Below are 14180 nucleotides of genomic sequence, written 5' to 3'. Positions count from 1 at the left end.
AAGCCTGTAATTACATTGCTTTAAGGCGAGCTGATTCTTCTTCCAGAATAGGCAGGAAAACATTGATATCCGTGTTGATCTCCACGTACATGTTCATGAGTGCGTCATTGGTTTCATTGTCTTTAATGGCGCGTTCCAGGATCTCGACGCGCGGGCGGATACCTGTTAATCCCGCCATTGTAAAAGAGGGTTTCAATCCGTGGACAATGCTTGCGGCTTCTTTTTTATTATCGGTTTCAAGTGCCAGCTCCAATGCCCGCCAGCGCGGAAGGGAATCGCTCAGAAATGCGTCAAAAATCATGTAAAGGATGACCGGATCGTCTCCATAAGCCTGATCGATATAGGCAAGATCCAGAGCTGGGTTAAGGTTTAAAGCCATTATTTCTGAGTTAAAAGTATTCCGGATAAGAGGTTGGTTGAGGTAAAAGTAAACGTGCAAGGATACCGCTGGTAACCCTTGCACGTCGCAAAACTATAACAATTATTGATTTCCTTCTGCTTTTGTTTCTTCTTTTGCAGGTTGTTTCGCTTCTTCTTTTGCCTTCTTCTTAAAGTACCTGCGGAACAGGAAGTTAGACCTTAAAGCGGTCATATTTTCATCCAGTTTTTCAGTGCTGGTTTCCAGGTTTTGAAGGGTTCCTTTCAGGTTTGCTGCCGTAGTTTCGTCGTGCAGTAACACACCGATTGGGCTGGTAGTGTTTGAGTTAAGTTCAGCGCTGGCTGTTTTCAGGTTGTTTACCATCACATTCGCAGAAGAAACTGTCTCATTCAATCTGCCGATTGTTCCGCGCAGGTCTCTCATGATAACTGTATCGGTTGCAAAATCATTTGCCAGGCCACCTTTCTGGTTCAATTTCTGAGAAAATCCGGAGAGAGAAGCGGTCATTGCCTGCGCATTAACAGAAGCCTTTTTCAATGAGGCCAGGGTTTGGTCCACATCGTTGTAAAGCCGCTCGTCGTTCAGAAGCATACCCACGGTTCCTTTTCCTTCCAGGATGTTCTTGCTGATCGTTTTGAAGGCACTGGTTATCCCGAGCAGATTTTTGTTGTTTTCGGATAAAACCGCGAGCATTTCCTCGGTACTCTCTATTTTTTCTACAACCAGCTCGTCGCCGTCTTCCACAGAAGGTACCTTTTGCGTGCCGCCGTAAATGACAATGATCTTATTTCCGATCAAACCGTCCGTGCTGACCTTGGCTTTTGCATTCTTGCGGATAAACTCCTGAGATTTTTCTTCGATGTTCAGCAGCACCTCTACCCGCGAGTTACCTAAAAAGCGAATGGACTTAACTGTACCGATCTTCACCCCCGAGTACCAGATGTTGTTGCCGGGTTTAAGCCCGTTCACGTCATCAAAAATGGTTTTGACACTAATGGTGGAAGAAAATACCTTTTTCATACTCCCGATCGTGAGTATTCCGACTACAAAAATCAGAATTCCTATTATTACAAACAGGCCAACGGTGATAGAGCGTCTTCTTGTTGATGTTTCCATTATTTACTGAATAAAATTATAGTCGTAAAAACTCTTGATTCTCTCTTCTTCTGAACTAAATACCTCCTCGAATGTGCCTTGTTTCACGAATGTCCCGTCAAGCAGCATTGCTATTTTATCCCCGGTCGCGCGGGCACAGGTAAGGTCGTGTGTGATGATGATCGAGCTGGTGTGGTATTTTTCTTTTACCTCGTTGATCAGCTCGTTAATTTCCAGACATGTGATCGGATCCAGTCCGGCAGTAGGTTCGTCGTAAAGCATGATTTCCGGTTTGAGGATCAATGTCCTTGCAATACCGATCCGTTTACGCTGCCCGCCTGACAATTCCGAGGGTACCTGATTAATGGTCTGTAAAAGGCCGACCGCATCCAGTACATATTCCACCTGCTCGTTGATCTCCGCGCGGGTCAGGTTCGCCACATTCCTTACGAGCGGGAATTCAAGGTTTTCCCTTACGGTCATACTATCATAGAGCGCACTGTTCTGAAAGGAAAAGCCGATTTTCATCCGCAATTCCCTCAGTTCTTTTTCATTGAGCTGAGATACTTCTCTGCCCAAAACAATGCACTTGCCCCGATCCTGTTTAAGTAGGCCGGCTATGATCTTGATCAGTACCGACTTACCAGTTCCGGAGCGGCCCAGTACCACCACGTTTTCACCTTTTTCGACCTTCAAATCTACTCCGCGAAGCACATGCAGGCTCCCGAAAGACTTGTGAAGGTCTTCGATGTCGATAACCGGCGCTTCTGGCTGAGTTACTTCTTCCATTTTATATCCTGAAATAATTAGATACCTGAACAATGATCACTTCCTCGATAAAAATGAGGAACATCGAAATTACCACAGCCGAGTTGGCTGCCTTTCCAACTCCTTCCGTCCCCTTACTCGCATTGTAACCCTGGTAACACCCCACAATCCCGATTGTGAAACCGTAAGCAATTGCTTTGGCGAGTGAGGTGAAAATATCCAGAAAGGTTATCTGCTCGAATGCGCTTTCGAAGAATGCAATAAAACTTGTCCCTTCATTGAGTGTTACATTGAGGAACGCGCCCAACAAGCTCACGAGCGTACAGTAGAACATCAGAATGGGAATAGCGATGGTGGAAGCGAGCACCCTTGTTACCACCAGGAATTTGAATGGGTTAACAGCCGATACTTCCATCGCGTCGATCTGCTCGGTAACGCGCATCGAACCCAGCTCAGCACCGATGCTCGACCCGATTTTACCGGCGCTGATCAATGCAGTTACGAGCGCAGCCAGCGCGCGGACGATAGCAATAGCAACCAGTGAAGGCAGCCAGGATACCGCGCCGAATTCGGCCAGCGAGGGCCGCGACTGTTTTGTAAATACCATTCCGGTGATAAAGCCCGTCATTCCGATCAGCAGCAGCGACTTGTTTCCGATCGCGTAACATTGCTTCACGATCTCCTGAAATTCCATCCGGCCTTTGAAGACTTCGCGGAAAAACCTGATAAAGAATACGTAGCCATTATAAACCGCCAGGAAGGCTGAGTCTAAACCTTTTGTGTAAACGTGTTCCCTTTTCTTTGTGCTCATTCAATTTTTGGCAAAGTGACTTTTGTGTTTCGTTGCTTCTTTTCAGATGCTCAATGGGATAGCTGGTTTAGCTCCCGGCAGCGATCTCTCTTCAAACCACCTCATTCTGTATGCATTCATAGCTGTTTTTCCAAGTTTGTCCAGCAGGCGATAGTTTACGATCACGCCCACTGCCGCTCCGATCCCAGGTATCAGCTGCGCCATTTTGGCGAGATCAATATAATCGCGGTATTCTTGCTGAAAGGTTTTCCAGTCGAACTGATGGATATCATCCGGCAAAAACTGGCTCTTCACTTGCCAGTCCTGCATTTGGCTGAAAACGTGCTGTCTTTGTTTCTGGCTTGAAAAAGCAAGCTGGAAAACATGCAGGATAAAAAGCCGCTCTTTATAATCGTTTACAGGTCGGCCGTACAGCGCGGCGATCTCGAAAAGCAGCTTCAATTTGATCCCGATCAGAATGGGGAACTCGGCGAGTGCAAGCAGGAAGCCGCCTGCGCCGGTGATACCACCTTCCGCAGCACTGGCTTTTTTATAAAATTCAATGCGTTTCTTGACCTCGGTTTCAATTTCTTCCAGGCTGTGTCGCTCCCGGGGAATGCCGGTTGTGAACTCCGCGCCGGTGAGTACCGCACGGATCATCTGTTTGATAGTCGCAGTAATTGCCTGATGAACCTTATCCGGGATGATATTATTGATTTTGTCCTGAACAGCCTTCGAAGTACGATCAACAAAGTTCGGCCGCTTCTGCATTTTGTGCTGCCACTTCAACAGTTCAAGTCTGGTATTTTCCTCGTATGTGCTGAAATGCATATCAGTCAAAATCAAGATCGGGAAGGATAGAGTACGTTAACAATTCGAATTTGATCTTGTTTAGCAAAAATCATTCCAAATCATTACTCAGTCTCCTTACTAATCTTTTCTTCGGCTAATTCAAGGTCTTCTTTGTCTGGTTCCGGCTCTTCCTGCTGCTTTTCTGCAGCAGGTTCATACTGGAGTGAAATCAGGATCGGGAAGTGGTCGGAGGAAAAGTTTTCCAGTCTTTTCAAATGGATCAGTTTGAAGTGCGTGGTGCAAAAAACGTGATCGAGGGGAAATCTCAGGAAAGGGTACCTCGCATGGAAAGTATTGAAGAAGCCGCGACCTTCACGCGGGTCGAGCGTTCCGCTGATTTTCTTGAAAAGCTGCGTTGTGTATGACCACGCCACGTCATTCAGGTCGCCCACTACGATCGTGGGAATCGGGCATTCTTTTACTTCTTTGGCTACCAGCAACAGTTCTTTGTCGCGCTCGGTGGAGTACACATTTTCACCCGGTACCGGCGGGGTAGGGTGCACGCAATGCAGCTGGAAATTCTTGCCTGAGGGCAATTCTACGCAGGTTTTAATGGAAGGTATCTCTTCATCCACCAGGTGCCGGACTTCCGTATCCATCAGTTTAAGCCGGGAATACAGCAGCATTCCATACGTATTTTCGAGTGGAACAAGCTGCTGGTAAGGGTAGCTTTTTGTAAGCTCTTCGGTACCTTTTCGCCAGAATTCGTCTGTTTCAAGCAGCAGTATAATGTCCGGATTGTACTTCTTCAACACTTTCAGACAGCCTGCTATATTCTTGTTATGCTGGTACACATTGGAAGAAATAATGCTCACCGTATTATCAGGATCATTCCTGTCTGCTTTCAGCAACGTACGTTTGGACAGAAAAGTAAATGGAAAAACCTGGTAAACGAGGTAACCAGTATTCAGCAGCAATACTGCCACGACGCCGATCTGAAAAGGTGTAGAAATCCTGAATAGCGCCAGATAAAGGATCAGGATCAGTACGTTGAGAAAAAGCTTTTGTAACCTGGGATATTCGAAAACTCTGAATGCCCAGAAATCATTTCTGACCAGCGGAATCAGGGAAAAGAGTACAATAATTGCCCCGGCAATTTCCAGGCCTGTTTGAAGAGAATGCATGTTGAGTTAATTCACGATGGTATCTATATGTCGGGCTATTGTACCCAAACTTTCTTTGTCCATTCCTTTTCACCGGCTTTCAGCCTGATCAAATGAATGCCCTGGACCCCGCCAGGTACTGTAATAATGGTTTCTGTTTCATTCCGGACAGCCTGTTGCGACAATGCGTGTCCATTCATATCTAAAAAGCTGATTTCACCTGTAACTGATTTGTTGAACTTTACGCTGAGGCGGTCATTTTTACGTGCCGGGTTCGGGTAAACTGAAAACAGCTCGCCCCGATCCTTCTCTACGCCGAGGATAACAGGCATTTCAATCTCAGCGAGTCCATACTGGTCGGATTCAGCGAGTTTGTTCTCGGCTTTGAGCCGGTATATGATTTTATCGGCATGATTGGGCTTATCAACAAACTGGGTTGTAACCGAGTCAAGTACTGCAATGCGGCTGAACGCGGAGGTGCCTTTCAATTGCCGCTCCAATACGTACTTATTTGCTCCTTCTACAAGTTGCCAGCTGAGCTTTACATCCGTGTCACCCTGCTTTTCAGCTGTCAGAACAGGCTTTGACAATGCAGTTCCGATCGGTACATTGTAGAAAGTAAGCGCGCGCATTCCTTTGCTGTTCCTGATGTAAGGCCCGGTAAACGGAAAGTAGGGGCCGCCCTCAGGAAGGTACATCGGCAGGTAGTTAATGCTATTCGCTCCCTGCGGACCGCTAAGTTCAAGCAGGATTTTGTTGCCTTCGGCTTTTCCTGAAGTTACCATTCCTGATCCCCAGTCCAGGTAAAAGAAATCTTTCATTTCCAGGTTTACGCCGGAAGCAGTGCGGTAAGTTGTCGGGTAAACCAGCTCCTGACCTTCGTCAAACACCAGTACCAGCTGTTTTTTTTCCTGGGTTTTATAAAAAACCTTTTTAAGCGAAGGAGAGAGTATGTTGGAAGTGTCTGTGGAATTGTAAAAATCTTTCAGGATAATCCTCGAAAGCTCGAACCCGCTCTGCTGATTGCCCGCCCGCCCATAATGCAGCCCGTCGAATTCGGCCGTTCCTACCGTCGCAATTGTGGTGATCTCATTGTAAATATCAGGAAGCCTGCGCTGATAATCTCGTATTTCAGCACCGGTTGGGGATGGGAAATAAATGATATCGATCTGGTAAATGTAAATTTTTTGAAGGTTGGGCAGATCGAGTTTGAGGTTCTTATGCAGGTGATCAAAGTTGCCGGGCCAGTTAAAGGCTTCGTGGTAAGCTTCTGTCTCACCTTGCCGGAAAATGTATGATTTAGCTGCATTGACAAGTCCGCCTTTTTGCAGCCGGTAAAGCATTCTGCCGTACCCGGTATTCAGGTCCGCCGGATTGTTCTCGTTGCGTTTCGCATGATCACCCACAGCCGACCAGTGAAACCCTGCATTGATCAGGCAGTTCGGAATGCCCGATTTTTGCATTACCTGCTTCTGGATTTCAAAACCCATTGTACCCACACCATTTTGGTAAAGGTTCATATTGGAGTACGACCAAAGCGTGTCGGCGGGGTTGTAGGGCACTGTATTGAGGTTGTCCGTAATCCTGCCAAAAGTGCGGCAAAAGCGCGTTGTATCTGGTTCTGTGAAGAATCCGGTGGAGTTAGATTGTCCCGAGACAATGTACACGTCTCCACTCACGACATCCTTTCTGTTAACCACCAATACAGAGTCCGCTCCTTTGCATACGTACACTGCAAAATTATATCCGGCGAGCTCCGCCTTGATCTTCGTTTCAGTTGAGAACTTACCTACTTTGCCGCCTCCCGTATATTGCAGATTAGCTTTCAGATACTTGAAAGGCGCATTGTTTCTGGTTACTTGCACCGAAACATAGTCCCAGCCGGCTACTTCGACGATTCCGGAGATCGGAATGTTTGCTTCACTCTTCTCGTCACGAGGGTACAGCTGATAGTCCTGCGGGAGCTTCTCGAATACGACCGAGAAAAACCTTTGAGCATGACCAGCACCTGCGCTTCCGAGGAGAAACACGATAACAAGAAGGATTCCGAGCCACTTTCGGCCGGGCTCAGTGTTGCGGTGAAGCAAATTCATCGACTGGATTATTTGATTTTAACTGGCTTTACACCCTCAAAGGTAATTTTGACCGGATTGATAAATCCCTTCTCGTCAAAGGTCATCGCATCAATACAGGTCTCACGGTGATTTCCATCCGTTTCTGTCAGCGGTCTTCTGTGGTAAACGATATACCATTCGTCTTTGCCTGGTACCTGGATCACCGAGTGGTGACCGGCGCCGGTGGCCACTTTCGGGTCTTGCTGCAATATCTTGTCAACACGCTCGAACGGCCCGAAAGGAGAGTCTGCGATGGCGTAAGCTACTGAGTAGTTCGGTCCTGTCCAGCCGCCCTCTGACCACATGAAATAGTATTTTCCATTTCTGATGAACATAAACGGACCTTCCACGTAACCTTTCGGGGTTACCTCGCGGAATGTACTTCCATCCTCAAAGGGAATAAAGCCGGTGAAATCCGGTTTCAGCTTGGCCACATTGCAATGCCGCCAGCCGCCGTAAAAAAGATAGTACTGTCCGTCTTTGTCCCTGAAAACGAATTGGTCAATCGGTTGTGCTTTGTTGTGGAATTTATCGATCAGCGGTTTGCCGAGGTGATCTTTGAATGGACCTTCCGGTTTATCGGCAACTGCCACGCCTATTCCGCCCAGCTCATTATCGCTTTGAATGTCATTTGCTCCGAAGAAAAAATAGTATTTCTTGTCCTTCTCGATAATGGAAGGCGCCCACATAGCGCGTTTTGCCCATTTAATGGATGAGGTATCCAGGATATTCTCGTGCTTTTTCCAGTTTACAAGATCTTTGGATGAAAATGCGTCGAAATGCACCTGCTCTTCGTATGGAGCAGAGTATGTCGGGTAAATCCAATAGGTTTTGTCGAAGATAATTCCCTCAGGATCTGCATACCAGCCTTTAAAAACAGGGTTGCCTGCGGCTTTTTTCGCAGACTGGGAAAACGAATAGGTACTCAGAATGCAGACCAGGATTAAGGAAAGATAGTTTTTCATCAGAAGTTAACAGGCGTAAGTTTTAACCCGGGTAAAGTTCATAATTTTTACCTAAATTAATATGCCTCCCCTGCGCCGCCGCCACCAAAATTTCCTCCGCCGAACTTAACTCCCGGATCTGCCGGTAGATCCCCGAGGCTTTCAGCAACCAGAATAGCTTCCAGATTGGCAAATCTCCTGCGCTTACCAGGCTGATCGGAAATACCGTGACGAGGTGTTTTCAGGTAACTGATCAATGCGGCCGCCAGTACGATCAGCAGCGCTCCTGCAATGGTAAGTTCCTGAGAAAGGGGTAGTTCAAAAAAGTACATCCGGTAAGTAAACACGGAGGCGACAATTCCCAGTAAGCCGGTGACAAATAATATTCGGTCGTGTTTTTTCAGGCCAAAATAAATGTAAGCCGCCGGGATTGCTGCTGTAAGGAAGTAGAAGAGGTAGGAAAAACTAATTTCCGCAGAAACTGGTAAATCGTTCAGCATTGCATTGCCTTCGCGGACAACGAAATAATTTCCACAAACATAAAACACAGCCAGCGAGAGCGCCTCCACGATTTGCTGACATTTGAGGTAATAAATATCATTGTTCTTCCTGACAGAATAATAGATACCAGCAGCTACGATCATCAAAATAAACGGAAGGAGAGCCTTGCCGAGAGGGAACCCGATGAATGTGGAGCCAACCAGTATGAGGAGCACGAAGAAGGCGGCAGTAGTAACGAAGAGGTCCGCGTATCTTAAAACAGAAGGGATAAGGAACAGCAATGTAACAATGCAGTAGACTCCCGCAGGCGCACTTTCAAAAAGCAGGAAAACAGGCGTTGATGCAGACAGTAATGCGGCATACAAAAGTGCATTGTCTACACCCGAATGGAACAGTTTTCTCTCCCTGATCAATACTTCCAAAGCGGAGGTAAAGCAGGCGGCGCAAAACAGGCTCAGTAGCGAAAGTGTGGCATCGGAGCCCTCACCGATGAAGAATATGGAGACAAAGCCGCCGAAAAATGCGCAGGAAAGGAGCCCAAAACAGAAAAGTCCGATCGTTACGAATATACCGGGCCGGTAAAATTCGCTCGTAAAATTCGCATTAACCGCTTCCAGCTGACTGGCTGTAAGAAGGTTTTTGCGAAACCATTCGTGTGCGGTTTGCTTAATGTACTTGTTTTGAACCCAGAGATTGTTGTAGGCTTTCATCATCGTTTAATCCCCAGAAATTTTTTGTAATTGAGCAGGAACAGGATTACACCAATGCTGGAAAATGTGAAATAAACCGTTGCCAGTCCAAACACCAGTTCATTGCCCACCAGCTTTGCGAGCAGGTAAGTGACGTGAACATAGCCGTAAACGATGCCCATCAGAAGAAACAGCAGCGAATGCACGCGGCGGGCTGATAAGATGAAGAACACAGCAAGTGTGATACCAAACAGGAAGAAAACGAACAGCGGCTCCATTGTAAATGCACCTGCTAACGTTGCTATAAACGCCAGATTTCCACCGAGCAGCAGATAGGTATTTGCGAAGTGAGCTTTCCAGCTTTTCAGGTTAGATATCCATGCGAAAGCCACCAGCAGCACACCCAGCAGCGTAGCCGACCAAACCAGCCTCCCATCGGTAAAATCGCTCTTTGCTATTACCGAAAGCGGTGCAATCGTCAATCCAAGCCAGGACGCGAGACCCGTTATCGCCATGGAAAGTACGCCGGTATGGTCGAAACGGTAAGCAGTTACGAAGAATAATAGGGTGGGTAACAGTACCGCAGCACCGTATTTTGTTCCAAAAAGTGTGTATTGAAATTGGAGATACCCTTCCAATGCAAGAAAAAGCATGCACCCGATCAGCAGTGTGTAGCTGACAAACTTGTTGGGATTATGGACTTCATCCAGACTGAAAGGAACGCGGTGTTTGTAGGTGTACCAGAAGCAAATCACCATCAGGATCGCAATCAATGCGATGATCGCCTGGTGACCAATCGTATCAATGTTCTCGTAAATCAGAATACCCAGTCCAGACGTGAACAGCAGAATGCCGAGATAGAGAATGGAACGCAGTTCCCAGTGAATGGAAAATGCTTTGTCAGCTTCAAAAGAATGGATTGTATCCGCCTGCTTGTTGGAGATAATGCCTTTGCTGGTTAATGCATTCAGAACCTCTGTTGTAGTCATTTTGGTAGAGCGGCGAAGTGTGCTTCAAATTAGTAAGTTTCGAAAGCGAAGATCCGTATGCGCCGAGTTTAATTATTTCCCGGTTGTCTCCAACTATCTAAGGGTATATACTACATGCGAAGCACAAAATCTTCTTTCACTTGCTCCGCTCTGAAAAAGACAATGCCCACCCAGAAAAGGTCGATTGTGACAGTTACACTTGGATGTGCCTTGATGTAATTCCAGGCGGCAGTCATTTCTTCTGACCAATAAATATCATCAAAAATGAAAACAGAGTTGTTGTGCGCGTAAGGCAGGCAGTCTTTGAAATAGCGGACAGTTGGTTCGTAGCGGTGATTGGCGTCAACATACAAAAAGTCAATCTTCTGATCGAGCATGCATAGTTTCTCCGGCAGGGTTTGGTCAATGTTACCCAATACAATCTCAATGTTCGCAGCGCCCATACTTGCAAAATGTTCACGGGCCTTTGCTGCTGTCTGTGGGCAGCCTTCGAAGCTGGTGATGCGGGCGGCCGGGTTTGCTTTGGATAGATAGAGCGTGGTAAGTCCTAGCGAAGTACCCAGTTCTACTATATTTTGTGATTGGAAATTTTGAACTAAACGATAAAACAGACGGCCGAATTTTTCAGGCTTTTCTGCATTTCTGGTAATCGTTTTGATTTTACGCCTGTTCGATTTATTAACCCGGGAACCCGCACCCAGGTCTACGATCTCGATCACTTCTGTGGATGAAAGCAGCTTTTTCCGGAGCTTTTTAATCTTCGCATAGTCTTCATTCCGGTCTTTAACATTGATTACACGGTTGTAAAGATCAAACACAAATGGCGAATGGATCGCATGTGCATTTCCCGAGCGGAAGAGGTACTTGAAGTAAGCGGCAATCAATGGATGAAATTTAAATAATGAAGAGGGTAGCTGCGATTAACCCGCTAGTTAAGGCGGTAGGGAGCTACCAATGAGAATGCAGGAATGATAACCCGGAACTGGCGGCCGTCGAGCACGCGCTCCATCAGGTAAGTTCCAGCCATCTTTCCCAAATCGGTTTTAAGATTGCAGCCTGATACATAATCATGTACATCTCCGGGTTCGAGAATGGGTTGCAAGCCTACAATGCCTGCACCTTCCACTTCGCGCACGGTTCCGTTTGCATCGTGGATCAGCCAGTGCCTGCGTAAAAGCTTCACTGTGTGCTCACTATGATTTTCAATCAGGATTTTGTAAGTGAAAACATAATGGTCCTGACCTGGATTGGAGTAGTCCGGCTGATATTCTGTCAAAACGGTGACTTTCACACCATCTGTCACTTTAGAAACCATATGGATTGAGGGTGTTGGTAATTAGCGGTACTTCCATGTAAACGAAAATAGCAATCAAATACTGATAAAACCAAATCAAAAACATATAATTTGGGTGGCGAAACTAAAGACTAAAATATGGATGTAAAGATAGAGCCTTCGTGGAAAGAGAAACTGCAGGGAGAGTTTGAGAAGCCTTATTTTGAAACGCTGACCGCATTTGTAAAGGAGGAATATAAGACCAAACAGATCTTCCCGCCGGCAAAGCAAATATTCAATGCCTTCAATTTTTGCCCGTTTGATGAATGCAGGGTAGTAATACTGGGCCAGGATCCTTATCACGGTCCCGGCCAGGCGCACGGACTTTGTTTTTCGGTGAACGACGGGGTGAGGATACCACCTTCTCTCGTTAATATTTTCAAAGAAATTCAGGATGATTTGGGAAAACCCATTCCCAAGAGCGGCAATCTGGAAAGGTGGGCCAAGCAGGGAGTATTGCTTTTAAATGCAACATTGACCGTTCAGAGCGGTCAGGCAGGTTCACACCAGAACCGTGGCTGGGAGCGCTTTACCGATGCTGTGATTAAGTGCGTTTCGGATGAAAAAACGAATGTGGTTTTTATGCTCTGGGGAAGGTATGCGCAGGATAAAGGGGTTGTTATTAATGCAAACAAGCATTTGATCCTGAAAGCAAAGCATCCGTCACCTATGTCAGCTAACAGCGGTGGCTGGTTTGGTACGCATCATTTCAGCCAGGCCAATGCATATCTGGAATCAAAAGGGCTTGAACCTATTGAATGGTGAAAAAAAAGAGTCGGGATGCCCGACTCTTTTTCCAATTTTCACTCCTATTACTATTGTTATTATTTTACAATATCTGAATTCATTTCCAGAACCTTGTCCCATTGTGCCTGGTTGGTTTGAATGAATGCTTTCCGATCTGCATTGGCAGCATATTGCTGTGCACTTTCATCCGTACGGAAAGTCAGATAATGGATTACGTCAAATTCATTTGTGCTTCCTTCGGCTTTCTGAACGCGGCCGGCTGAGTAAGCTACCAGGTCTTTTACCGAGCTCTTCATGGAAGCGAAATCTCTTAAATGCTTTTCGATATCCTCGGAAGTAACTCCTTCTTTAAATTTGATGCAAACTACTTTCTGCGTTTCCGCTGGTCTGTGCGGAACGTAAGCTCCGTAAATAATCAACATAAATACGCACAGCGCAAAGACGGGAACCAGGTAACCCAATGTTTTATTTCTTGTCTTCATTTTTATAGCAAAATCAATTAAGTCAATGATAATCTTGATGCTACAAAGGTAAAACAATATTACTTAATTGTATTATTTATATATAAAATATAACTTATTTTGCAATTTATACAATAGGAAAAAGGATCATTAACCTGTCAGCTGATTGTCAGAATAATCTTTGGCAAGTGACTTTATAGCCGCTGTCTATATTCACCTGCTACAATGTTTTGTTTCGGTAAATTTTGCCTGCTAAAATTTGTAGAATAAGTAAACTCAGCTTCAAAATCAAAGATTAAGTGACCTAAAAGTGCAGAGTGCGTCAAAACGGGTGTTGTAAGCTGCTTAACAACCATCCAAATTTTATATGGACGCATTATTTTTCAGATTGAAGGGGAAATCAGGAATTTTCAGCTTTGTGCTTTGTTTAATGCTGCTTTTCAATCAGCAGAATGCATTTACGAATGCTATTCAGGTGTATAAACCGCAATGGGGATTTTGGGCGCACAAAAGAATAAACCGGATGGCAGTTTTCCGCTTGCCAGCTGCAATGCAGGTTTTTTACAAAAAACACATCGATTTCATTACTGAGAATGCTACTAATCCGGACAAAAGAAGGTATGCGGTAGTAGGCGAAGCTGAGCGGCACTACATCGACCTGGATATGTACGGCGACAGTGCATTGAAGATTTTGCCAAAGTTCTGGCAGGCAGCGGTAGTTAGATTTGGCGAGGATAGTCTCCGTAAGCACGGCATTGTTCCCTGGCAGATACAACTATCGGCATACCAGCTCACCGAAGCTTTTAAAGAGAAGAATGCGGCGAGGATATTGCGTGTGTCTGCTGATCTGGGTCACTACGTCGCAGATGCGCATGTTCCCCTGCATACCACCCGCAACTATAATGGACAGTTAAGCAATCAGGAAGGGATCCATGGTTTTTGGGAGTCAAGGTTACCTGAGTTGTTTGCTGAGGAATATGATTTATGGATTGGCCAGGCTACGTACATGGATCGCATTGCCGAGAAAGCCTGGGTGGCCATCGCTGCATCGCATGCGTGCGTTGATTCAGTGTTTTTGTTTGAAAAAGAACTGACAGAGCAGGTTAGAAAAGATGCCAAGTACAGCTATGAACTTCGCAATAATGTACTTACCCGGAGTTATTCAAGGGAGTTTTCCGAAAAATACCACCGGATGCTTCAAGGTCAGGTCGAGCGGAGAATGAAAGCTTCCATTGAAATGGTAAGTGATCTTTGGTACACCTGCTGGATCAACGCTGGGCAGCCGGATCTAAAGTCGCTTGTAAATCCGGTACAGGCAGCAGAGACGACGCAGGAGGAGCCGCAAACCGAACCAGTCAAGAACGTGAGGCAGGAAGGGGATAATGAATGCAACCGAACACTTCTGTGACAGGCAA

Annotated in this window: 15 protein-coding genes; 2 read left to right on the top strand and 13 right to left on the bottom strand. The window is 46.0% G+C overall.

The annotated features are described in order from the left end of the window. Window positions 1-10: 10 nt before the first annotated feature. The 12 genes from ASG33_RS20695 to apaG form a co-directional block, all read right to left on the bottom strand. Window positions 11-379 carry an Hpt domain-containing protein gene (locus ASG33_RS20695; RefSeq protein WP_056289941.1) on the bottom strand — a complete coding sequence of 123 codons (369 nt, stop codon included), beginning with the start codon at window positions 377-379 and terminating at the stop codon, window positions 11-13. A 102-nt stretch (window positions 380-481) separates the two neighbouring features. Beyond that, the gene (locus tag ASG33_RS20690) at window positions 482-1495 is read right to left on the bottom strand and encodes an MlaD family protein (RefSeq protein ID WP_056289938.1); all 1014 of its coding nucleotides are present in this window, start codon (window positions 1493-1495) and stop codon (window positions 482-484) included. 3 nt (window positions 1496-1498) lie between these two features. Further along, a complete protein-coding gene (locus tag ASG33_RS20685; RefSeq protein ID WP_056289934.1) occupies window positions 1499-2263 on the bottom strand; it encodes an ABC transporter ATP-binding protein in 765 nt (254 codons plus the stop codon). Window position 2264: 1 nt separating this feature from the next. Beyond that, window positions 2265-3053, bottom strand: a complete 789-nt coding sequence (locus tag ASG33_RS20680; RefSeq protein ID WP_056289931.1) for an ABC transporter permease — start codon at window positions 3051-3053, stop codon at window positions 2265-2267. Between the two features lie 42 nt (window positions 3054-3095). Continuing rightward, entirely contained in the window at window positions 3096-3863 is a 768-nt protein-coding gene (locus ASG33_RS20675) for an EcsC family protein (RefSeq protein ID WP_056289928.1), read from the bottom strand. Between the two features lie 83 nt (window positions 3864-3946). Next, window positions 3947-5008 carry an endonuclease/exonuclease/phosphatase family protein gene (locus ASG33_RS20670; RefSeq protein WP_056289923.1) on the bottom strand — a complete coding sequence of 354 codons (1062 nt, stop codon included), beginning with the start codon at window positions 5006-5008 and terminating at the stop codon, window positions 3947-3949. Between the two features lie 35 nt (window positions 5009-5043). After that, window positions 5044-7080 (bottom strand): T9SS type A sorting domain-containing protein, encoded by a 2037-nt coding sequence (locus tag ASG33_RS20665; protein ID WP_056289920.1) that lies wholly within the window; start codon window positions 7078-7080, stop codon window positions 5044-5046. 8 nt (window positions 7081-7088) lie between these two features. Continuing rightward, on the bottom strand, window positions 7089-8066 hold the full coding sequence (locus ASG33_RS20660) for a glycoside hydrolase family 43 protein (RefSeq protein WP_056289917.1): 978 nt from the start codon (window positions 8064-8066) through the stop codon (window positions 7089-7091). Window positions 8067-8122: 56 nt separating this feature from the next. Continuing rightward, a complete protein-coding gene (locus ASG33_RS20655) occupies window positions 8123-9259 on the bottom strand; it encodes a hypothetical protein (RefSeq protein WP_056289914.1) in 1137 nt (378 codons plus the stop codon). After that, window positions 9256-10224, bottom strand: a complete 969-nt coding sequence (locus tag ASG33_RS20650) for a DUF2157 domain-containing protein (protein ID WP_056289909.1) — start codon at window positions 10222-10224, stop codon at window positions 9256-9258. Before ASG33_RS20650 ends, ASG33_RS20655 begins: the two co-directional genes overlap by 4 nt. Window positions 10225-10334: 110 nt before the next feature. Then, the gene (locus ASG33_RS20645; protein WP_056289907.1) at window positions 10335-11108 is read right to left on the bottom strand and encodes an O-methyltransferase; all 774 of its coding nucleotides are present in this window, start codon (window positions 11106-11108) and stop codon (window positions 10335-10337) included. A 44-nt stretch (window positions 11109-11152) separates the two neighbouring features. Further along, window positions 11153-11539: a Co2+/Mg2+ efflux protein ApaG gene (gene apaG / locus ASG33_RS20640; protein WP_056289904.1), complete on the bottom strand. Its 387-nt coding sequence runs from the start codon at window positions 11537-11539 to the stop codon at window positions 11153-11155. 117 nt (window positions 11540-11656) lie between these two features. Here apaG and ung point away from each other — a divergent pair, with 117 nt between their 5' ends. Continuing rightward, window positions 11657-12322, top strand: coding sequence for a uracil-DNA glycosylase (gene ung / locus ASG33_RS20635; protein WP_056289901.1), 666 nt, complete (start codon window positions 11657-11659; stop codon window positions 12320-12322). Window positions 12323-12381: 59 nt separating this feature from the next. Here ung and ASG33_RS20630 read toward each other — a convergent pair whose 3' ends face one another. Continuing rightward, the gene (locus ASG33_RS20630) at window positions 12382-12786 is read right to left on the bottom strand and encodes a Dabb family protein (RefSeq protein WP_056289899.1); all 405 of its coding nucleotides are present in this window, start codon (window positions 12784-12786) and stop codon (window positions 12382-12384) included. 346 nt (window positions 12787-13132) lie between these two features. Between ASG33_RS20630 and ASG33_RS20625 the strand changes: the two genes are divergently transcribed. Then, window positions 13133-14173, top strand: coding sequence for a zinc dependent phospholipase C family protein (locus tag ASG33_RS20625; protein ID WP_056289897.1), 1041 nt, complete (start codon window positions 13133-13135; stop codon window positions 14171-14173). Window positions 14174-14180 lie beyond the last annotated feature (7 nt).

This window comes from Dyadobacter sp. Leaf189 (assembly GCF_001424405.1).
Taxonomy (GTDB): Bacteria; Bacteroidota; Bacteroidia; order Cytophagales; family Spirosomataceae; genus Dyadobacter.
This window is presented reverse-complemented; position numbering and strand designations above follow the sequence as displayed.

Bases quoted from the DNA above. Each gene is read 5' to 3' on its own strand.
- apaG (WP_056289904.1), bottom strand. From the start codon at position 11,539: ATGGTTTCTAAAGTGACAGATGGTGTGAAAGTCACCGTTTTGACAGAA.
- ung (WP_056289901.1), top strand. From the start codon at position 11,657: ATGGATGTAAAGATAGAGCCTTCGTGGAAAGAGAAACTGCAGGGAGAG.
- ASG33_RS20660 (WP_056289917.1), bottom strand. From the start codon at position 8,066: ATGAAAAACTATCTTTCCTTAATCCTGGTCTGCATTCTGAGTACCTAT.
- ASG33_RS20695 (WP_056289941.1), bottom strand. From the start codon at position 379: ATGGCTTTAAACCTTAACCCAGCTCTGGATCTTGCCTATATCGATCAG.
- ASG33_RS20650 (WP_056289909.1), bottom strand. From the start codon at position 10,224: ATGACTACAACAGAGGTTCTGAATGCATTAACCAGCAAAGGCATTATC.
- ASG33_RS20625 (WP_056289897.1), top strand. From the start codon at position 13,133: ATGGACGCATTATTTTTCAGATTGAAGGGGAAATCAGGAATTTTCAGC.
- ASG33_RS20685 (WP_056289934.1), bottom strand. From the start codon at position 2,263: ATGGAAGAAGTAACTCAGCCAGAAGCGCCGGTTATCGACATCGAAGAC.
- ASG33_RS20665 (WP_056289920.1), bottom strand. From the start codon at position 7,080: ATGAATTTGCTTCACCGCAACACTGAGCCCGGCCGAAAGTGGCTCGGA.
- ASG33_RS20680 (WP_056289931.1), bottom strand. From the start codon at position 3,053: ATGAGCACAAAGAAAAGGGAACACGTTTACACAAAAGGTTTAGACTCA.
- ASG33_RS20630 (WP_056289899.1), bottom strand. From the start codon at position 12,786: ATGAAGACAAGAAATAAAACATTGGGTTACCTGGTTCCCGTCTTTGCG.
- ASG33_RS20675 (WP_056289928.1), bottom strand. From the start codon at position 3,863: ATGCATTTCAGCACATACGAGGAAAATACCAGACTTGAACTGTTGAAG.
- ASG33_RS20655 (WP_056289914.1), bottom strand. From the start codon at position 9,259: ATGATGAAAGCCTACAACAATCTCTGGGTTCAAAACAAGTACATTAAG.
- ASG33_RS20670 (WP_056289923.1), bottom strand. From the start codon at position 5,008: ATGCATTCTCTTCAAACAGGCCTGGAAATTGCCGGGGCAATTATTGTA.
- ASG33_RS20690 (WP_056289938.1), bottom strand. From the start codon at position 1,495: ATGGAAACATCAACAAGAAGACGCTCTATCACCGTTGGCCTGTTTGTA.